This window comes from Kocuria sediminis, assembly GCF_009735315.1.
GTDB classification, from domain to species: Bacteria; Actinomycetota; Actinomycetes; order Actinomycetales; family Micrococcaceae; genus Kocuria; species Kocuria turfanensis.
On sequence record NZ_WOGU01000006.1, the window covers coordinates 108,450 to 128,500 of the forward strand.

The window sequence follows — 20,051 nt, forward strand, 5'->3', positions numbered from 1 at the left end:
CCGGTCCACCGTGCCGCCCGCCTCAGCCGGCGGGGGCGAGGGTGCGCCCCAGGAAGGCCTGGAGGACCGTGGCGGCCTCCTCGCGCGCCAGCGGAGGCGGTGCGCCCGGCAACCACTCCGTGTCACCGCAGGGGCCGTGCAGCACCAGGAGGGCGGACAGGGCCAGTCCCAGCTCGCTGCCCGTCGTCGCCGTCGCCTGCAGCATGCGCCCGTAGGCGGCCTGCACGGCAGGAGCCGGAGCGCACCCCAGCTCCTCGCCGAGGATCCGGCGGCAGCGGTCGTACTCCTGCAGGCCCTCCACATGGCGGCCCGAGCGCTCCAGGCCCAGCACGAGCACGGTCCAGGCGCGTTCGTGCAGCGGATCGCCCGCGAGCACCCTCCGCGCCTGGGCGACGGACTCCGGGCAGCGGCCCAGCTCCAGGCCGGTCTCGGCCGACAGCACGCGGGCCTCGGTCACGCGGGCCGTGTAGGCGTTGCGCTGGCATTCGAGCCACTCCGAGTCCGGTTCGTCCCCGAGAAGCGGTGCGGAGGCCATGTCCAGGGCCCGCCGGAGCAGGGAGTGCGCCTCCGGTGCCGCGGCCTGCCGGGCCGCCTCCAGCAGGCGGTCGAACCGGGACAGGTCCAGCTCCACCATGGAGGCGTCCATGACGTACCCGCCGTTCGTGGTCTTCAGCGGGCCGCTCCTGCACTCCCCGGGCTGGAGGTGCCGGCGCAGAACGCTGACATAGCTCTCCAGGGTCGTCAGCGCCGCGGCCGGCGCCCGCCCGCCCCAGAGCAGGTCGACGAGCCGGTGCTTCGACACAGGTGTACCCAGCTGCAGGAGCAGGATCTCCAGGATCTGCCGCTGCCGGGGCCCGCCCAGTTCCCTGGACGTCAGGACCCGGTTCCCCTGCCGGACCGCGAGCGGTCCGATGACCTGCACCGCCAGCCGGGCCTTCGTGGTCCCGGCTGCGGATCGTACGTTGACGGCTGACATGTTCACGATGATCACTCCCCCCGAAGTGGCCTCAGTGTGGTGGGCGGCCGCCGCTGTCCGTCAGCCTCGAACAGGGGGGTGCGCACCCCCCAATCCGAGGGGGATGGGGACCGCCGGTCCCGGAAGCACGGGTCCGGGCGCCCGGGAACGACGCGCGTCGGGCGAGCGCGTGCACCCGCAGATCCGGCGGGAACCCCGCGCACGACGCCACGAAACGTCATGAACGCCCGGGGTGCCGGCCCGACGGGCGGTGCTCCCGGGCCGGCAGCCGTCACCGCAACGTTTCTCCAAGGTCGTGTCCCGAGCGTGGTGCCATGACCACTCAGGAAGCATCGACCACCACGGCGGCGCCGCCGGCCCGGCGGCGCCGCCGGCGGTGGATGCCGCCGGCACTGTTCCTGCTGGCGCTCCTCCTGGTGCTGGGGCGAGGTCTCCTCTCCGCGGAGGACGAGCCGAGCACGATGCTCGGCGCCTCCGGCACCGTGCCGGGCGGGCTCGCACGCCTGCACGGTGTGATGCCGTACACGGAGTTCGCCGCTCTGGAGGGCCGCGAGGTTCCCGCGGAGCTCGCCGGCGACGTCCCGCGCGGCGCCCACCAGGTGGTCGTACTGCTGGAGCTCACCGCCATGGATCCGGACGGGCTCGAGTTCACCGCGGACGACTACGCGGTGGACCGGCTCGGAGGCCGCCGCGCGCCGGTGGTCTGGGCGTCGTCGGCGGCGGCCTCGCTCGCGCAGGGCGAGACGATGCAGACGGAGCTGGTCTTCGAGGTGCCCGACAAGGCCCTCGAGCTGACCCTCGAAGGCGCCGGCGACGTCCGTCTCTCGATGGGCACCGATCACCACAGCGGCGGCTGAGGACGCAGACCGCAGGGGACGGCCCGTCCGGGGGCCGGGCCGTCCCCCACACGCACTGTCCAAGCACACGGGGTCACGCTCAGCGCAGCGGCCCCGGTCCAAGGGGGAACGACATCATGGCTGTCTCGAGAAGAAACGTCCTGCTGCTGGGGGGGCTGGGGGTCGCGGGTGCGGCCCTGGGCGTGCCGACCACGGCGGTCAACGCCAAGTCGGCGAGCGCGCTCGACGACTCCTTGATGCCCCGGCCGTTCCGGACGGACTTCATCCAGGCGCCGGTACTCGCGCCCTCGTCGCCGGACACCGTCGATCCCGCTGACGGCAAGACCGTGCGCCACTACACGGTGGTGGAGAAGGCCGCCTCGGCGCAGATCCTGCCGAAGGCGGGTCTGCTCACGCCCATCCTCGGCTACAACGGCATCTTCCCCGGACCCACGATCGACGTCTACCAGGGTACGAAGGTCGAGCTCACCGTGATCAATCAGCTGCCGGCCAGGCACGCCCTCGGGGGGCACAGCCTGGACACCTCCACGCATCTGCACGGGTCCGCCTCGCTGCCCCAGTACGACGGCTACGCCAGCGACATCACCCGGCCGGGATTCCAGAAGACGTACAAGTACCCGAACTTCCAGGGCGCGAGGACCCTGTGGTACCACGACCACGGGGTCCATCACACCGCGCTCAACGCCTATTCGGGTCTGGCGGGGCAGTACCACATGCACGACGCCAACTCCGAGCGGCTCCTGCCGCGCGGGAAGTACGACGTCGCACTGACGGTCTCCGACGCGATGTTCGCGGCCAACGGGGCCCTGGGCTACGACGACAACAGCCAGTCGGGGCTGTGGGGGGACGTCATCCTCGTCAACGGGAGGCCCTGGCCCGTCATGAGGGTGCAGAAGCGGGTCTACCGGTTCCGTCTCCTCAACTGCTGCATCTCCCGATCTCTCCGGCCCAGGCTCAGCACGGGCGACCCGCTGATCATGGTCGCCACGGACGGTGGCCTGATGCCCGCGGCCCAGTCCGTCCGGGAGTACCGGCACGCCGGTGCCGAACGCTACGAGTTCCTGGTGGACTTCAGCAAGTACCGGACGGGACAGCGCATCGAGCTGCAGAACCTGTCCAACGACAACAACGTGGACTACGACTTCACGAACAAGATCATGGCCTTCGACGTGGTGGATGACCCCGTGGACACCGCGGACCCGAGCTGGAACAGGATCCCCACGACGCTCGTCGGCAGCGAGGTGATGAACCTGCAGGAGAGCCAGGCGACGAGGACCCGTCGCTTCCGGGTCAAGCGCGAGAACGGCACGTGGACGATCGACGGGGTCACCTGGGCGGACGTGATCGCCAGCAACTACCGCAAGGTCGCCGCGGAGGTGCCACTGGGCGCCACGGAGATCTGGGAGTTCGAGAACGGCTCGGGCGGATGGTTCCATCCCATGCACATCCACCTGGTGGACTTCAAGGTGCTGAGCCGCAACGGCAGGGCTCCGTTCGCCTACGAGAAGGGGCCGAAGGACACGGTCTACGTGGGGGAGAACGAGACGGTCCGGCTTCTCGTGAAGTTCGGGCCCCACCAGGGCCGCTACATGGTGCACTGCCACAACCTGGTGCACGAGGACCACGACATGATGGTGCAGTTCCAAGTGGGGGATCCCGGGGATCCGGACCCCAACGACCCGATGACGGCGGCCCCGGCGGTGCCCTCGGGGACGACCGCCACCATGCCCGATCCGGCGCCGACACCATCGGCCACACCCAGTGCGACGTCTGCACCGGCACCCACGCCCACGCCGACACCCACGCCCACCCCGACGCAGACGTCGGGCCGGACGCAGCCCAAGCCGCAGCGTCCCAGCAGGTGACGTGATGTCGACGCCGCAGGCGAGCGGGAACGGCGGATCCGCCGTTCCGGGACGAGAAGAGGAGCCGACATGGCAGCGTTGAACACGGTCCCGCCCGCGGTCCAGGAGGTCGCGGACCGGCGCCGGCGCTCCGGGCGGTGGACGTTCCGGGCGGTTCTGCTCGCTCTGGCCCTGGTCCTGGCCGCCCGGATCTGGCTGGTGGCGCCGGTGGTCGTCGCCTCGGACAGCATGGAGCCCACCCTGGGGGAGGGGAGCGTTGCGCTGCTCCTGAAACGGGACCCCGGTCCCGCAGGGGTGTCCGCGGGCGCCACGGTCGTGTTCCCCCATCCCGACGACGGCAGCACGACCGTCAAGCGGGTGGTGGCCACCGGTGGCCAGACCGTGGCGATCGAGGACTCCGTCCTCGTCGTCGACGGCAGGGCGGTCGACGAGCCGTTCGTGGACCGCAGCCGGATCGACGGCACCTATTTCGGGCCGGTCACCGTGCCCGACGGCCACGTCTTCGTCATGGGCGACAACCGGGGCGTGTCGGTCGATTCCCGGCACTTCGGCAGTGTTCGCGCCGAGGACCTGGAGGCCACGGTCCTGCTGCCCTGGACGTAGCGCCACCGCCCGCGGGACACCGACCGGCGGGCCCGGGACGAACCACTCCCCTCGCCCCGGGCCCGCTCCCCCCTGTCATGAACAGGAGCTCCGCAAGGTATTTCCAAGACCTGCGTCGTTTTCTGTTCGCACATGCACCGCCGGGGGAGAGGACCATCCGATGAGAGCCGCGAAGAAGACCCGCATGCCGGAGGAGGCAACGGCGTCCGGGGGCATCTCCCGCCGAGGCGTTCTCGGCGGGGTGATGGCCGGCCTGGCCACGCTGCCGGCCGCCGTGCCGGCGCACGCCGCACCCAGGAAGCCGGCGCCCGCGGCGCCCGCGGCGGGGCCCGCCGCCGCTCCGATCCTGAGCGCGGCACGGTCCGGCCACGGCGTGGGGGCACCGCGCGGCTCCGACATCGCGATCACCGCGGGACGGGCCAAGGAAGGACGCTTCGGTGTCATGTTCAAGAAACTTCCCGCCTTCGCCCCGAGCGACGAGCTCCTCGCCGACCTCGCGCAGCAGATGGTCGACCGCACCCCACCACTGGCCGACGTCTCGCTGAGCAACGACGGGTTCGACAACCCGGACATCCCGGCCGGCTACGCATATCTGGGGCAGTTCATCGACCACGACATGACGCTCGACCGAACGCCCATGCCGTTGCAGGAGGTGGACCCCAAGGGCCTCACCAACTTCGACACCCCGTTCTTCGAGCTGGGGTCCGTCTACGGGCGGGGGCCGGCCGCCGACCCGCAGCTCTACGAACCGGCGGATCCGCGGCGCCTGCGCATCGGTCGGAACCACGACGGCTTCCCGGATCTGCCCCGCAACCCCGACGGCATGGCGGTCATCGGGGACCACCGCAACGACGAGAACCTCATCGTCGCCCAGTTCCACCTCACCTTCCTGCAGCTGCACAACAAGCTCGTCGACGAGGGCAGGACGTTCGACGAGGCGCAGCGGCTGGTCCGCTGGCACTTCCAATGGCTGATCGTGCACGACTTCCTCCCCCGCATCGCGGGCAAGACCCTGGTCGGCAGCATGCTCAGGCCCCGCCGGGGCGGGCCGACCGGGGTGGACTGCAAGTTCTACAAGCCCGGCAACCTCACGCGGCCCATGATGCCCATCGAGTACTCGGTGGCCGCATACCGGTTCGGGCACAGCATGATCCGCGCCGAGTACGAGATGCACGACGCGGTCACCATCCCCTTCTTCGGGAACCCGTCGCACGACCTTCGCGGGTCCCGCCCGCTGCCGACCATCGCGCGGGCCGACTGGAACTACTTCTTCGACGTCCCCGGGATGAGCGTGCCGGACGACCGCAACATGACCCGGCTGATCGACACCAAGCTGGCGCTCCCGCTCGACGAGCTCCCGCCCACCGTGGTGCAGCACGTCGACGGCGCCATCCTCTCGCTGGCCCACCGCAACCTGTTGCGGGGCAAGCGGCTCGGTCTGCCGGCCGGCCAGGACGTCGCCAGGGCCATGGGCGTGGCCCCCATCCCCAACGACAGGCTCGGACTCACGGACCCCCGCTGGAACGGCCGGGCGCCGCTGTGGTTCTACGTGCTCAAGGAGGCGGAGCTCCTCGGCGGGCGGACGCTCGGCCCGGTGGGCGGGAGGATCGTCGCGGAGGTGATCCTGGGCATCCTCTCCCTGGATCGCACGTCGTTCCTCAACGCCCCGAACGGCTGGGCGCCCGAGCGGACGCCCTTCCAGAGCGGCGACTTCCTTGAGATGGCCGGAGCCCTCGAGAACATGTCGGCGGGCAACGAGGACGAGGGCGCCGAGGACGATCCCGGGGCCGAGGAGACCGAGGCGTCCCACGGGGAGGACAGCGACGAGGAGGAGCCCGCACCGGCGGGGTGAGCCCGCCGGCCGCGGCGGACGCCAGGATCGGCGGACCACGACCCGCCCTGCCCGTCCGGGCGGGGCGGGTCCGTGCGTGCGGGCCGGCCGGCGCGGCACGTCCGGGCACGGGACGGGCCCGTGCTCCGAGAGCTCTCGAAGCACGGGCCCGTCCGGGGGAGCGGCCTACCTGGTCAGCGTCATCCCGCCGCGACCGCCCCCCTCGCTTCGCCGCCGCGGGTCGACTGCACGAGCACGTTGGCGACCGTGCCGTTGGGCGCCGGCCGCAGCCTCAGCTCCCAGTTGCCCAGGGTGTCCACCTGCGCCGTGCCGAGCTTGCGCTTGGACGTCCCGTCCGCGGCCATGTCGTAGACGTTGACCGACGTGGGCGGCTGGAGCAGCGTGGGAGCACCCTGGACGACGGCCGTGCCCCCGAGCCGGAACTCCTTGCCGGCCCGGAACCTCGCACCCGGGGCGATGGTGATCTCGTCGTCGCTGTTCAGCGTGACCGTCGCAGGAGCGCTCTTGTTGCCGGCGGGGTCCGTGACCACCAGCTGCAGCACCGGGTTCGCGTCCGGCGCCACGGGTGCCGCGGCACTGGTCGTGGTGAAGAAGGGAACCGTGACCTTGGGCTTGGCCACGTCCTTCCGGTCGAAGGCCACCTCGGGACCGCTCACCTGGGACCACTCGTAGGTGACGGCGCCGGCGTTGTCCGTCGAGCCGCTGCCGTCCAGTTCGGTGGCGATGCCGCGGGGCACCGAGGCCGTCAGCGGGGCGATGGCGGCGGTCGGATCCTCGGCGTCGGCGGGCGGTGTGCCGGTGCCCGGTGTGCCGGTGCCGGGGGTGCCGCCGTCGGTCTCCGTCACGGGACCGGGGTCCTCACCTTCGGGGGGTGCGGGAACCCCGACGGGGGACACCGGGCCGTCGGTGACGACGACCGGGACGGTGGCCTTGCTCGTGCCGGTGGAGACGGTCACGTTCACCGGGGGAGCGACGGTGTCGAACGAGCCCTGGTAGGTGCCGTCGGCTCCGGGCGCCGTGTCCCCGAACCCGTCGACCTTCGGGGCGGACCCGGAGGTCGTCCTCGCCACGACGGTCAGCTTCGTGCCGTCGTAGGTGGCCGAGGTGGGCACGGAGACGTCGCTCACGCCCACCGTGCTGGTGCTCTGCGGGTCGTCGGCGAGGTTCGTGACGGTCACCTCGCTCGGCAGCGCCCCGTCGACCTTCACCCGGGCGTAGGCGAGTTCGGAGCTCCCCGGCGCCTTCTCCAGGGGAGTGGTGGCGATGCCCTGCCCCGACACCTCGAGCGTGTCGCCGCGGCTGGTGGCGAAGACGTCCAGGTACGTGCCGGTGGCGTCCGAGTTGGCCACGGCCTGTTCGGCCTTCACCCCCGTGTTGGTGGCCATCTTGCCCTGGACGGTGAACTGGTCGGTGCTCGCGGCGACGGCCTCGCCCGTCGCCGTGTTCGTGCCGGACACCGAGAAGGTGGTCCGGAGCCCGCCCACGATCCGGTGCGGGACGTCCGGGTTGCCCAGGTAGCCCGCAGGGGCCCCGGTGTCCCACTTCAGGAAGGGTCCGAGGTTGCTCCCCAGTGGTGTCTCGAAGTTGCCGACCGCGGGAGAGATGTCCTCCACGAGCTTGGCGTTGCCCTCGGCGTCGGTGTCGACCTCGATGGTCCCGTACGGGTGGGGAAAGGAGAGCGTGCTGTTGGCCGGGCCGTCCTTGACCACGAGACGCTGCCGGGCGAACACCATCTGCTCCCCGGGCGCCACCTCGTTGGCGAAGGCGGCCTCCAGACCGAGCGTGAGCACGGCGCTCCCGCCGCCGGGGAGGTCCAGCTCGGACCCGGCCAGCATGTAGAAGATCTCATGGGGGAAGTTGCCGGGCAGCGCGAGAGGCTGCTCCGGATCGAAGCCTTCCTCCGGGGCCAGGCCGCACAGCGGGTTCGTGCCGTCGTCGCACAGTTCCAGCCGGGTTCCGGTCCGGTCCTCGTACCAGGCCGGGAACCCGTACTTGCTGCTCACCGGGCCGACCGCCGTCAGCTGCTGCTTGTTCGTCTCGGTGACCTTGGTGACGGCGACGGCGGTGCTGACGCCCGTGGCGCCCAGGGCCAGGGCGAGGGACGCTGCGAGGCCCCGACGGAAGCGAAGTCCTGGCGGCGGGTCCCGCAGCAGCTCCTGGGGGCTGGTTGACGTGCTCATGATGTCTCCTCACAGAGCGGTGGTGATGACATCGCAAATATGTGGACGGGCTCTTGGAAAAACCCTGTTGCAGATGCGACCGGCATCCGCATCGGGCCCGGCCCGTGCGGGGTCGGCGGAGGACGGTGCAACCCGGTGGACGGCGCGGAGCCCTCGGCCAGGGCCGTCCTCACCCGGTACGCCGCGCCGCTGCAACACCGAGCCTGCCGGGGAGCAGCGGGAGGCGGACGCCCGGGGCGTCCCGGGCAGCAGCACCGAGGTGCCCGACGCAATGCGACACACGCGGACGCCGCGGGACCCTCGCGGGAGGCCGATCGGGCCGGCATCAGCACCGTCCTGCTGGTCCCCGTCGCAGGCCGGTCCCCGAGGGCGTCACCCCCGTACAGTACATGGAAGCGTGTACTGTACGGGGGTGACCACAGTGACCAGCACCCACGTCTCCGCCCTGACCCGGCTCGGCCACGCCCTCTCGGAGGGCGTCCGCACCCGGATCCTGCTGAGCCTGCGGGAAGCCCCGGCGCGTCCCTCCGACCTCGCCGACGCCCTGGGCGTGTCCAAGCAGGTCGTCTCCAACCAGCTCGCCTGCCTGCGCGGCTGCGGGCTCGTGGCCTCCGCCCGTGAGGGACGCAGCACCTGGTACCGGCTGGCCGACCCCCGTCTGGGCGGCGCCCTCGGGGACCTGTTGGGCCTCGTGGTCGCCGTGGACCCCGACTGCTGCTCCCCGGAAGGCTGCACCTGCGCATGAGCTCCCGTGCCCCGGGGCCCACACCTCTGACCACCGACCGCCGGTCGGTCCTGCACCGGCGGGTGCGCTGGATCGTGGCCGGCACCATCACCTACAACGTCGTCGAGGCGGTCGTCGCCCTCACCGCCGGGGCGCTCGCCTCCTCCTCGGCGCTGATCGGCTTCGGTCTGGACTCCGTCGTCGAGGTCCTCTCCGCGGCCGCCGTGGCCTGGCAGTTCGCCGCGCCCGACCCGCACCGCCGGGAGCGGGCGGCGATGCGGGTGATCGCCCTCTCCTTCTTCGGCCTCGCCTCGTTCGTCACGGTCGACGCCCTGCGGGCCCTGCTCGGGGCCGCCGAGCCGGAGCACTCGGCGGTCGGGATCGGGCTGGCCGCGGTGAGCCTGGTGGTCATGCCGGTACTGTCCTGGTTCGAGCGCCGCACCGGCCGGGAACTGGGCTCTGCCTCGGCGGTGGCCGACTCCAAGCAGACCCTGCTCTGCACCTATCTCTCGGCCGTGCTGCTGGTGGGCCTGCTCCTCAACAGCACCCTGGGCTGGACCTGGGCCGATCCCGCGGCCGCACTGGTGATCGCGGCCGTGGCGGTGCGGGAGGGCCTGGAGGCCTGGCGCGGGGACGCCTGCTGCACGCCCGTGGCCGTCCTCGTCGGCGCGGACGCCGACGACTGCGCCGAGGAGTGCGGCCCCGGCTGCTCCTGCTGCTCCTGCTGCTCCTGAGTCCGCCGGGGGGCGCGGCGCGCAGCGCTGCGGACGTTCAGCCGCGCAGCCGGGCCACCGAGTCGGACTGGTGCAGGATGTCCTGGCGCATCTCGTCCTCCAGGAAGGCCAGGAGCGCCTGGGACAGGTCCGCGTTCTCGGAGGCGACCGCGTCCCGGGCCACGGCGACCCGGAAGTTGTGCGCGAACGCGTCGATCGCGGTCTGCGCCACGCAGCTGTGCGTGGAGATCCCGCACAGCACCAGGCGGTTCGCGTCCAGGTTGCGCAGCCGGGCCGCGAGGTCCGTGTCGAAGAACGCGCTGTCCCGGGTCTTGACCAGTCCCACCCCGCCCTCGGTGTCGAGGCCGGCCACGTACTGGGACTGCTCCGTGCCGGGGTAGGCGAAGCCCTGCCCGTCGTCGTGCATGTTGACGGTCCAGGTGGAGCGGTCCCGTTCGTGCTGGGTGCGGATCAGGAGGATCGGGCACCCGCCCTCGCGGGCCGCCGCGATCAGCTCGTTGACCTTCGCCGTCACGGACTCCCGCTGCTCCTCGAGCTCGGGGAAGTCGAAGTAGGAGTTCTGCATGTCGATGACGAGCAGGGCCGTGCGGCCCTCCGTGCGCTGCGGGGTCATGGCGTCCTCTCCGGTGGGGGCGTCGCCGGGGAGCGGCGACACGCGACGATCTGATCAGCGAACTTACTACCAATGCCGCGCACGCTCCAGCCGCCGTCCCGCTCGGGTAGCCTGAAGCCCATGGCTTATCACGCGGACGCCCTGGAGCTCGAGGGCAAGGAGATCCTGACCTGGGAGCGCTTCGGCGAGGCGACCCAGGAACTCGCCCGGAGCGTCGTGGACAGCGGCTTCCTCCCGGACATCATCATCGCGGTGGCCCGTGGCGGCCTCCTCCCGGCGGGCGCCCTGTCCTACGCGATGGGGGTGAAGCTCTCCGACGCGATCAACGTGGAGTTCTACACCGACGTGCACCAGACGCTGCCGGACCCGGTCCTGCTCGCCCCCATGCTGGACACCGAGTCCATCGCGGGGCGCAAGCTGCTCGTGGTCGACGACGTGGCCGACTCCGGGCGCACTCTCGCCCTGGTGCTCGAGCTGCTGCGCGGCTTCGGCGCGGAGGCGCGCTCGGCCGTCATCTACGCGAAGCCCCGCTCGGTCGTCGAGCCGGACTTCGTGTGGCGGGCCACCGACGAGTGGATCGTCTTCCCCTGGTCGGCCACGCCGCCGGTCACGGCCGCCGGCTGACACCGGGCGGGGCCGGAGCCCGCCGGCTGGCACCGGGCGGGGTCCGGCCCGGCCGGCTCAGCGGGGAACGCGAGGGCTCCTGCCGGCCCGGTCGATCTCGACCAGCTCGAGGGCCTCGGTCCGGGAGGTGTGCAGGTTGTCGATCTGCGCCAGCGTGCGGTCCTTGGTCTCCGTGGCCGTCAGTGCGGCCGCGGCGGAGACCGCGCAGGCGAGGCTGACGAACAGGGCCACGCCCAGCCAGTTGGTGCCCTCGGCCCCGGCCAGGGAGCTGGCGATGACCGGGGTGAGGCCGCCGGAGACGGCGAAGCCGATCTGGGTGCCCATGGCCAGGCCGGTGACGCGTACCCGGGTGGGGAACATCTCGGCGTAGAAGGACGGCCAGATGCCGTTGGCCATCGAGTAGAAGAACCCGGACAGGATCGCGCCGAGGGCGAAGATCAGCACCCAGTTGCCGGCCGAGACCGCGGCCAGGTAGGGGTACATCATCACGGCCGGGCCGATTACGCCGGCGAGGAAGACCGGCTTGCGCCCCACCCGGTCGGCCACCGTCGCGGCCACGGGGATCATCAGCAGGGCCAGGGCGTTGGCGGCGACGGACACCCACAGCATGGTCGAGCGCTCCAGGCCCACCACCGAGGTGGCGAAGGACAGGGACCAGACCAGGAACACGACGTTGACGGTGTTGATCATCGCCGCGGCGGCGATCCGCAGGACCGCGGCCTTGTGGTACCTGAGCATCAGGGACAGCGGGGTGGCGGGCTTCTCCCCGGGCAGCGCGGCCTTGGCCTGCTCGAACGCCGGAGGCTCCTCCAGCCGGCGGCGGATCACCCAGGCGACGACCACCACCACGGCGGAGAGCCAGAAGGGCACGCGCCAGCCCCAGCTGAACAGCTGCTCCTCCGTGAGGAGCAGGGTGAAGGGGATGAACACCGCGGTGGCCAGCAGGGTGCCGAACTGGGTGCCCTGCAGGGTCCACGACGTGGTGAAGGCCCGGCGGTGCTCCTCGGAGTGCTCCAGGGAGACCGAGATCGCGCTGGCCTGCTCGCCGGAGGCCGACAGGCCCTGGATCACCCGGCACAGCACGAGCAGCGCCGGGGCGAGCAGCCCCGCCTGGTCGTAGGTGGGCAGGCACCCGACGGCGAAGGTCGCCCCGCCCATCATGAACAGCGTCAGCATGAGGACGAACTTCCGGCCCAGGCGGTCCCCGAGCGGACCCATGACCAGGGCCCCCAGCGGGCGCACGACGTAGGCCACGCCCACGGTGCCCATGGAGAGCAGGATCGCCACCCCGGGGGAGGCGTCCTGGGGGAAGAACAGGTGGTTGAGCACCAGGGCGGCGGCCGTGCCGTAGACGGCGAAGTCGTAGTACTCCAGGGCCGAGCCGATCCAGCTGGCAAGCGCTGCCTTCTTCGGCGTCTTGACGTGGGCGGCCGGGGGCGAGGCGTGGGTCATGGTCAGGATCTTTCGCTCGAGGGACGGACGGGAGGGGCCGGGTGCGGTCGGTGGTCCGTCGGCGACCGGCCGCCGGACCGGGGTGCCGGCCCCCGGGGTCCCCCGCAGGAGACCGCCGGGTCGACATCTCGTCAATTGCCACATATCGGCAATAGTTTCTGTATGCTGGACTTACAGCATGTTCCAGATCACACTGGGCGTCAAGGGAGGTGGCTATGGCAACCGAGAAGTCCGGCACGGTCGGCAAAGCACTGGGGCTGCTCACGCTGCTCGGGGACTACCCCGAGGGTGCGACCGCCGGTGAGATCGCCGACGCCGTGGGGTACCCGTTCAGCACGGCCTACCGCCTGCTCAACACTCTGGTCGAGACGGGGTTCGCCAGCTACGACCGGCGGGAGAAGCGGTACCGGCTCGGCCTGCGGATCTACCAGCTGGGCCAGAAGGTCGCCCACCACCGCGGCTTCGAGGGGGCGGCGGTGCCGGTGCTCCAGCACCTGACCGACCTCACCGGCGAGAGCTCGATCCTGGCCGTGCTCGACGACGACCGGTTCCTGACGGTGCACAAGGTGGACGGACCCCAGTTCCGCACCACCACCGACCCCGGCGACCGCGGGCCCCTGCACACCTCCGCACTGGGCAAGGTCCTGCTCGCCTGCACCGACCCGGCCACGCGCGAGCGCCTGCTCGAGACCATCGAGCTGACCCCGCGCACCGAGCACTCGATCACCGACCGCGCGGCACTGCGCCGGCAGATCGAGCAGGTCCGCCGCCAGGGCTGGGCCGGGCAGCAGGAGGAGAACGACATCGGCATGGCGGCCGTCGCCGTCCCGGTCCTCTCGGCCACGGACCGGCTGGTCGCCGCCGTGGCCCTGGCCGCCCCGGTCTTCCGGGCGGACCAGGAGGCCCTGCAGGCCCACCTGCCCGACCTGCGCCGGGCCGCCGCCACCCTCGCGCTGGAGCTGCCGCTGCGGGCGTGAGCCCGCCACGGCCTCTCCGTCCCCGTCCGCCTCCCGCGGGCCACGTCCTGTCCACCAACCCAAGGAGCCCCATGAGCACCGTCTCCGAGTCCTACCTGGTCGGCCTGATCGGGGCGGGCATCACCGCCAGCCTCACCCCGCCGATGCACGAGGCCGAGGCCGCCCACCACGGCCTGCGCTACCTCTACCGGCCGGTGGACCTGGAGGTCATCGGCCGTCCGGGCACCGACGTCGGCGAGCTGCTGCGGGCCGGGCGGGACCTCGGCTTCAACGCCTTCAACATCACCCACCCCTGCAAGCAGCTGGTGCTCTCCCACCTGGACGAGGTGACCCCCGCGGCGGCCGCGCTGCAGGCGGTCAACACCGTGCTCGTGCGGGACGGGCGGTTCATCGGCCACAACACCGACCAGTCCGGCTTCGCCGCCGGGCTGGCCACCGAGCTGCCCGGCGCGGCGCGGGACACGGTGGTGCAGATCGGCACCGGCGGGGCCGGCTCGGCGGTGGCCGCAGCGCTGCTGTCCGCGGGGGTGCGGACGCTGCACCTGTTCGACGTGGACGGGGCCCGGGCCGCCGAACGCGCCGCGGCGCTCGGGGCGCTCTTCCCCGGCAGCGAGGTGGTGGCCGCCCTGGCCGGGGCCCTGCCCGAGCTGGTCCCGGCCGCCGACGGGGTCGTCAACGCCACCCCGGTGGGCATGCACCACCACCCCGGCACCCCCGTCGATCCCGCGCTGCTGGACGGGCACCAGTGGGTGGCGGACGTGGTCTACCTCCCGGTGGACACCGAGCTCGTCGTCGCGGCCCGGGCCAAGGGCTGCCGGGTGCTCGACGGCGGGCACATGGCCGTGGGGCAGGCCGTGGACGCCTTCCGGCTGATCACCGGCGTGGCGCCCGACCGCGCCCGGATGCGCGAGCACTTCCTGCAGCTGCTCGCGGCCCGGCAGGCGACCCCGACGCCGGCCCCGCTGGGCCGCTGAACCGACCCCGATCCGTCCAGCATCCGCCCACCGACCCCAAGGGACCTCGACCATGAGAACCTCCATCGCCACGGTCTGCCTCTCGGGCACGCTCGAGGAGAAGATGCACGCCGCCGCGGCCGCCGGCTTCGACGGGATCGAGGTCTTCGAGCAGGACCTCGTGGTCTCGCCGTCGGCGCCCGAGCAGATCCGGGACCTCGCCGCGGACCTGGGCCTGGGCCTGGACCTCTACCAGCCCTTCCGCGACGCCGAGGCCGTGCGCCCCGAGCGCTTCGCCGCCAACCTGAAGCGCGCCGAGGCGAAGTTCCGGCTGATGAACCGGCTGGGCACCACGACCATGCTCGTGTGCTCCAACGTCGCGACCGCCGAGATCGACGACGACGAGGTCATGGCCGAGCAGCTGCACCGGCTCGGGGACCTCGCCGCGGACCACGGGGTCCGGCTCGCCTACGAGGCCCTGGCGTGGGGGACGTTCGTCGACGACTTCGAGCACGCCCAGCGGATCGTGGACCTCGCCGACCACCAGCACGTGGGCACGTGCCTGGACAGCTTCCACATCCTCTCCCGCGGCTGGGACCCGGCGCCCATCGAGGCCGTCGCGGCCGAGAAAATCTTCTTCGTGCAGCTGGCCGACGCCCCGCTGCTGCACATGGACGTCCTCTCCTGGTCCCGCCACCACCGGGTGTTCCCCGGCGAGGGGGACTTCGACATGGTCGGGTTCCTGTCCCACCTGGTCCGCGCCGGCTACGACGGGCCGGTCTCCCTGGAGATCTTCAACGACGCCTTCCGCCAGGCCGACGTGCACCGCACGGCCGTGGACGGGCTGCGCTCCCTGCGCTGGCTCGAGGACCGGACCCGGCGGGCCCTGGCCGGCGAGCCGGCGCGGGACCGGCTGCAGCTGCAGGCGCTGCCGCCGGTGGACGAGCCGGGGGGCTACGACTTCGTGGAGATCCGCACCGGCCGCCTCGGGGAGACCACCCGGCTGCTGCACCAGCTGGGCTTCGCCCTCGGCGGGCACCACCAGTCCAAGGAGCACGTGCAGGTGTGGGTCCAGGGACCCGTGCGGATCGTCGTGAACAACGACGTCGCCCACGACGCCCCCACCGAGGTCGCCGCCCTCGGGTTCGAGGTCGCCGACCCCGACACCGCGCTCGAGCGCGCCACCCGGCTCGCGGCCCGGCCGGTGCCCCGCACCCAGGAGCCGGGCGAGCAGGTGCTGCGCGGGGTCTTCGCCCCGGACGGCACGGAGATCTTCTTCTGCCGGCGTCCCGGCCACGGCGTCCCGGCGTGGCTCGGCGAGTTCGGCGCGGACGAGGAGCTCGACCCCGCCTCCCTCGTCACCGGCGTGGACCACATCAACATGGCCCAGCCGTGGCAGCACTACGACGAGGCCGTGCTCTTCTACACCTCGGTGCTCGCCCTCGCCGCCCAGCCCGCCCAGGACGTCCCGGGCCCGTCGGGGCTGGTGCGCAGCCAGGTGATGCGCTCCTCCGACGCCGCGGTGCGGCTGCCCCTGAACGTGGCCCCGGCCGCCGCCGAGCAGGGCTCCTTCGTGGGCGCGGCCTATCCCGAGCACGTGGCGCTGGCCTGCACGGACGTGGTCGCGGCCGCCCGCCGGGCCCGCCGGCGGGGACTGGAGCTGCTGCCGGTCCCGCAGAACTACTACGAGGACCTCATCGCCCGGTTCGACCTGGACGAGGCGTTCGTGGCGTCCCTGCAGGAGCTGGACCTGCTCTACGACCGGGACGCCGACGGCGAGTTCCTGCACTTCTACACGGGCACCCTGGGCACGGTGTTCTTCGAGGTCGTCGAGCGCCGCGGCGGCTACGCCGGGTTCGGGGCGCCCAACGCCCCGGTCCGCCTCGCCGCGCAGTACCGGCGCACGCACGCGCACGGGTGACGTGCCCGCCGGCCGGCTCCGGCGGCGCGTCCCGTCGGCTCGTCCCGGCGGCACGCGGGGCCCGCGCCGCTCAGCGCAGCGCCGCCCGCACCCCGGGCCGGCCGGCCACGACCAGCCAGAGCACGTTGACGGCCACGAGGGCCACGGTGCTCAGCGCCGGCAGCACGTGACCGCCCAGCAGGAACACCGCCAGGTCGAAGACGTCGCCGAGCACGGCCAGGGAGCAGAAGACCAGGCCGAGGACCCACCCCCACTGCTGCTGCTCCCGCAGCGGGAACCAGACCAGCGCGTAGAGCACCGTCGTCAGCACCACGCCGAAGAGCGCCAGCGCGGCCGCCGGCCCGCCCCCGGGCAGCCCGGGGACGCTGATGGCGTCCTCCAGGCCCGGCAGCAGGGTGCTGAGCCCCACCATCGCCTGGACGGCGGAGTCCGCCACGTTGACCGCGAACGAGAGCAGGGTGAGCCGCAGCAGCAGGTGCAGCTCGGCCGTCCGGGGCGGCCGGGCCGACCCCGGCACGGGGCCGGGGGAGCCGTACGGGTCTCGGGTCATGGCGGTGCCTCCTGGCGCGCGAGGTGCTCACCGCCGAACCTACCGCCCCCGGGCCGGGCCGGCACGGGAGCGGCCGGGCCGTGACGCCGGATACACCCGCCGGGGCCCCCGGGGTAGGGTGGACGCGTAGGCACCGACGGCGCGACCGGTCGTCGGTCGTGCGCGATTCCGCCCCGACCGACGAGCCAGGAGCAGCCGAGACATGACGACGCAGCACGACCGGCCCCCGCACACCGCCCCCAGCCCCGCCGGGGTGATCGACGCGCCGCTGCGGGCCGACGTCCGGCGCATCACCACCCTGCTGGGAGAGACCCTGACCCGCCAGCGCGGCGAGGAGCTGCTGGACCTCGTCGAGCAGGTCCGCCGGCTCACCAAGGACGCCAAGGCCTCCGGGGACGACGGCGCCGCGGCCCAGGTCCGCGAGCTCCTCGGCTCCCTGCCCCTGGACCGGGCGACCGACCTGGTGCGGGCCTTCGCCCAGTACTTCCACCTGGCCAACGCGGCCGAGCAGGTGCACCGGGTGCGCGTGCTCGGCGGACGGCCCGAGGAGGAGGGGTGGCTCGCCGCGGCCGTCGGCGACGTCGCCGCGGAGGCCGGCCCGGAGGCCCTGCGCCGGGCGGTCGACTCCCTCGACGTCCGCCCGGTGTTCACGGCCCACCCCACCGAGGCCTCCCGCCGCTCCGTGCTGACGAAGATCCGGCACCTCTCCGACATCCTGGCCCACGAGACCCCGGAGGGCTCCGCCGCCCGCCGGAGCCAGGACCGGCGGCTCGCGGAGCTGATCGAGCTGCTCTGGCAGACCGACGAGCTGCGCCAGAACCGGCCCACCCCGCTGGACGAGGCCCGCAACGCCCTCTACTACCTGCGCGAGGTCCTCACCGAGACCATGCCCGTGCTGCTCGCGGACCTCGAGGAGCAGCTCGCGGAGCACGGCGTGCACCTCCCGGCGGGCGCCCCGCCGCTGCGCTTCGGCTCCTGGATCGGCGGGGACCGGGACGGCAACCCCAACGTCACCCCCGAGATGACCCGGAAGGTCCTGCAGCTGCAGGGACAGGCCGCCGTCGACATCGCCCTGAGCTTCCTGGACGTCCTGATCTCCCGGATCTCCTCCTCGACCGCCATCGTCGAGGTCGACCCCGAGCTGCTGGCGTCCGTGCAGCGGGACGTGGCGCACCTGCCCGGGCTGGACCCGCGGGTGCTGGAGCTCAACGCGCAGGAGCCCTACCGGCTCAAGCTCACCTGCATCAAGGCCAAGCTGATCAACACCCGCCGCCGCTTCGCCGAGGAGAGCGCCCACGAGCCGGGCCGGGACTACCGGACCACCGCCGAGCTGGTGGCCGACCTCGACGTGGTGGCCCGGTCCCTGCGCCACCACGCGGGGGCGCTCGCCGCCGACGGCACCCTCGCGGCCGCCACCCGCACGATCGCCGGGTTCGGGCTGGGCCTGGCCACCCTCGACGTGCGCGAGCACGCCGACGCCCACCACGAGGCCGTGGGGCAGCTGCTCGACAGGCTCGGGGAGCTCGACCGGCCGTACGCGGAGATGTCCCGGGCCGAGCGCGCGCAGGTGCTGGCCGGCGAGCTCGCCGGCCGCCGCCCCCTCGCCCCTCCGGGGCTGTCCACCGGGGCCGTGCACCTGGACGGGGACGCGGACCGCACCTTCGCGGTGTTCCGGGAGATCGTCCGGGCGCAGGAGACCTACGGCGAGGAGGTCGTCGAGACCTACATCGTGTCCATGACCCGCGCGGCCGACGACATCCTGGCCCCCGTCATCCTGGCCCGCGAGGCCGGGCTGGTGGACCTCACGGGCGAGCAGGACCGCGCCGGCATCGGCTTCGCGCCCCTGCTGGAGACCGTCCAGGAGCTGCGCCGCTCGGCGGAGGTCATCGACGAGCTGCTCTCCGACCCCGCCTACCGGCGCGTGGTCGCGGCGCGCGGGAACGTCCAGGAGGTCATGCTCGGCTACTCCGACTCCAACAAGGAGTCCGGGGTGATGACCAGCCGCTGGGAGATCCACCGGACCGAGCGCCGGCTGCGCGACGTCGCCGCCCGGCACGGGGTCCGGCTGCGGCTCTTCCACGGCCGCGGCGGCTCCGTGGGCCGCGGCGGCGGCCCCACCCACGACGCCATCCTGGCCCAGCCCAGCGGCGTCCTGGCCGGGGAGATCAAGTTCACCGAGCAGGGCGAGGTGATCAGCGACAAGTTCTCCCTGCCCACCCTCGCCCGGGAGAACCTGGAGCTGTCCCTGGCCGCCGTGCTGCGCGCCACCGCCCTGCACCAGGACCCGCGCTCCACGGAGGAGGAGCTGGAGCGCTGGGGCGAGGTCATGGACGTCGTCAGCGACGCCGCCTTCGCCGCGTACCAGGGCCTGGTCGAGGACCCCGACCTGCCGGAGTACTTCCTGACCGCCACCCCGGTGGAGCAGCTCGGCGCCCTGAACATCGGCTCCCGCCCGGCCAAGCGCCCGTCGTCGGACACGGGCCTGTCCGGGCTGCGGGCCATCCCCTGGGTGTTCGGCTGGACGCAGTCCCGCCAGATCGTCCCCGGCTGGTTCGGCGTGGGCTCGGGCCTGCGCGCTGCCCGCGAGGCGGGGATGGAGACCGACCTGCGCGCCATGCTCGAGCGCTGGCACTTCTTCCGCTCCGTGGTCTCCAACGTGGAGATGACCGTGGCGAAGACCGACCTGGAGATCGCGGCCCACTACGTCCGGGCGCTGGTGCCCGCACGGCTCCAGCACCTGTTCGAGGTGATCCGCCGTGAGTACGAGCTCACCCTCGACGAGCTCTCCCGGCTCACCGGGCAGGAGGAGCTGCTGGACGGCAACCCCACCCTGAAGCAGACGCTGCAGGTCCGGGACCAGTACCTCGACCCCATCTCCTACCTGCAGGTGGAGCTGCTGGGCCGGATCCGGGAGCAGGCCGCCGCGGGCCAGGAGGTCGACGAGGGCCTGCAGCGGGCCCTGCTCATCACCATCAACGGAGTGGCCGCCGGACTGCGCAACACCGGCTGAGCCGGTGCGCCCGCACGGTGGCCGCCCCCGGTCACCGTGCGGGCCGGCGCTTCGGCGCGGGGAGGACCCCGGGGCGCCGGCATCGTGTCGGCGGCGTGGCAGCGGCGGGCCGGTCGGCCTAGAGTGAGGGCATGGGCGATCGGAGCGGCACGGCAGATCT

The 20,051-nt window shown here is 72.7% G+C and carries 16 protein-coding genes; 11 read left to right on the top strand and 5 right to left on the bottom strand.

Annotation, left to right across the window (positions count from 1 at the left end; translation table 11 throughout):
- Positions 1 to 22: 22 nt before the first annotated feature.
- On the bottom strand, positions 23 to 976 hold the full coding sequence (locus GMA12_RS08710; RefSeq protein ID WP_156269131.1) for an AfsR/SARP family transcriptional regulator: 954 nt from the start codon (positions 974 to 976) through the stop codon (positions 23 to 25).
- A gap of 314 nt (positions 977 to 1,290) precedes the next feature.
- On the opposite strand from GMA12_RS08710, the gene GMA12_RS08715 reads away from it, so the two are divergent.
- From GMA12_RS08715 to GMA12_RS08730, 4 genes are all read left to right on the top strand, one after another.
- Positions 1,291 to 1,833, top strand: a complete 543-nt coding sequence (locus GMA12_RS08715) for a hypothetical protein (RefSeq protein ID WP_156269132.1) — start codon at positions 1,291 to 1,293, stop codon at positions 1,831 to 1,833.
- A gap of 116 nt (positions 1,834 to 1,949) precedes the next feature.
- A complete protein-coding gene (locus tag GMA12_RS08720) occupies positions 1,950 to 3,698 on the top strand; it encodes a multicopper oxidase family protein (protein ID WP_156269133.1) in 1,749 nt (582 codons plus the stop codon).
- A gap of 69 nt (positions 3,699 to 3,767) precedes the next feature.
- Positions 3,768 to 4,301: a signal peptidase I gene (lepB, locus tag GMA12_RS08725; protein ID WP_156269134.1), complete on the top strand. Its 534-nt coding sequence runs from the start codon at positions 3,768 to 3,770 to the stop codon at positions 4,299 to 4,301.
- A gap of 160 nt (positions 4,302 to 4,461) precedes the next feature.
- Positions 4,462 to 6,153 carry a peroxidase family protein gene (locus GMA12_RS08730; protein ID WP_156269135.1) on the top strand — a complete coding sequence of 564 codons (1,692 nt, stop codon included), beginning with the start codon at positions 4,462 to 4,464 and terminating at the stop codon, positions 6,151 to 6,153.
- Between the two features lie 179 nt (positions 6,154 to 6,332).
- Here the strand turns inward: GMA12_RS08730 and GMA12_RS08735 are convergent, their stop codons facing one another.
- Positions 6,333 to 8,333, bottom strand: coding sequence for a hypothetical protein (locus GMA12_RS08735; RefSeq protein WP_156269136.1), 2,001 nt, complete (start codon positions 8,331 to 8,333; stop codon positions 6,333 to 6,335).
- 412 nt (positions 8,334 to 8,745) lie between these two features.
- Between GMA12_RS08735 and GMA12_RS18890 the strand changes: the two genes are divergently transcribed.
- Positions 8,746 to 9,078: an ArsR/SmtB family transcription factor gene (locus tag GMA12_RS18890; protein ID WP_162459658.1), complete on the top strand. Its 333-nt coding sequence runs from the start codon at positions 8,746 to 8,748 to the stop codon at positions 9,076 to 9,078.
- Positions 9,075 to 9,791, top strand: coding sequence for a cation efflux transmembrane domain-containing protein (locus GMA12_RS08745; RefSeq protein ID WP_156269138.1), 717 nt, complete (start codon positions 9,075 to 9,077; stop codon positions 9,789 to 9,791). Before GMA12_RS18890 ends, GMA12_RS08745 begins: the two co-directional genes overlap by 4 nt.
- Positions 9,792 to 9,828: 37 nt before the next feature.
- Here GMA12_RS08745 and GMA12_RS08750 read toward each other — a convergent pair whose 3' ends face one another.
- Positions 9,829 to 10,404, bottom strand: a complete 576-nt coding sequence (locus tag GMA12_RS08750; protein ID WP_156269139.1) for a cysteine hydrolase family protein — start codon at positions 10,402 to 10,404, stop codon at positions 9,829 to 9,831.
- 120 nt (positions 10,405 to 10,524) lie between these two features.
- Here GMA12_RS08750 and GMA12_RS08755 point away from each other — a divergent pair, with 120 nt between their 5' ends.
- Positions 10,525 to 11,028 carry a phosphoribosyltransferase gene (locus GMA12_RS08755; protein WP_047802878.1) on the top strand — a complete coding sequence of 168 codons (504 nt, stop codon included), beginning with the start codon at positions 10,525 to 10,527 and terminating at the stop codon, positions 11,026 to 11,028.
- 57 nt (positions 11,029 to 11,085) lie between these two features.
- Here the strand turns inward: GMA12_RS08755 and GMA12_RS08760 are convergent, their stop codons facing one another.
- On the bottom strand, positions 11,086 to 12,480 hold the full coding sequence (locus GMA12_RS08760) for an MFS transporter (RefSeq protein ID WP_156269140.1): 1,395 nt from the start codon (positions 12,478 to 12,480) through the stop codon (positions 11,086 to 11,088).
- A gap of 215 nt (positions 12,481 to 12,695) precedes the next feature.
- Here GMA12_RS08760 and GMA12_RS08765 point away from each other — a divergent pair, with 215 nt between their 5' ends.
- The 3 genes from GMA12_RS08765 to GMA12_RS08775 all read left to right on the top strand — a co-directional run bounded on the left by GMA12_RS08765 (position 12,696) and on the right by GMA12_RS08775 (position 16,331).
- Positions 12,696 to 13,457: an IclR family transcriptional regulator gene (locus tag GMA12_RS08765; RefSeq protein WP_156269141.1), complete on the top strand. Its 762-nt coding sequence runs from the start codon at positions 12,696 to 12,698 to the stop codon at positions 13,455 to 13,457.
- A gap of 71 nt (positions 13,458 to 13,528) precedes the next feature.
- Positions 13,529 to 14,431: a shikimate dehydrogenase gene (locus tag GMA12_RS08770; protein WP_156269142.1), complete on the top strand. Its 903-nt coding sequence runs from the start codon at positions 13,529 to 13,531 to the stop codon at positions 14,429 to 14,431.
- Between the two features lie 52 nt (positions 14,432 to 14,483).
- On the top strand, positions 14,484 to 16,331 hold the full coding sequence (locus GMA12_RS08775; RefSeq protein WP_156269143.1) for a bifunctional sugar phosphate isomerase/epimerase/4-hydroxyphenylpyruvate dioxygenase family protein: 1,848 nt from the start codon (positions 14,484 to 14,486) through the stop codon (positions 16,329 to 16,331).
- Between the two features lie 70 nt (positions 16,332 to 16,401).
- On the opposite strand, the gene GMA12_RS08780 is transcribed toward GMA12_RS08775, so the two are convergent.
- Positions 16,402 to 16,881, bottom strand: a complete 480-nt coding sequence (locus GMA12_RS08780) for a hypothetical protein (RefSeq protein ID WP_156269144.1) — start codon at positions 16,879 to 16,881, stop codon at positions 16,402 to 16,404.
- A 202-nt stretch (positions 16,882 to 17,083) separates the two neighbouring features.
- On the opposite strand from GMA12_RS08780, the gene ppc reads away from it, so the two are divergent.
- The gene (ppc, locus tag GMA12_RS08785; protein ID WP_156269145.1) at positions 17,084 to 19,891 is read left to right on the top strand and encodes a phosphoenolpyruvate carboxylase; all 2,808 of its coding nucleotides are present in this window, start codon (positions 17,084 to 17,086) and stop codon (positions 19,889 to 19,891) included.
- Positions 19,892 to 20,051: the final 160 nt, after the last annotated feature.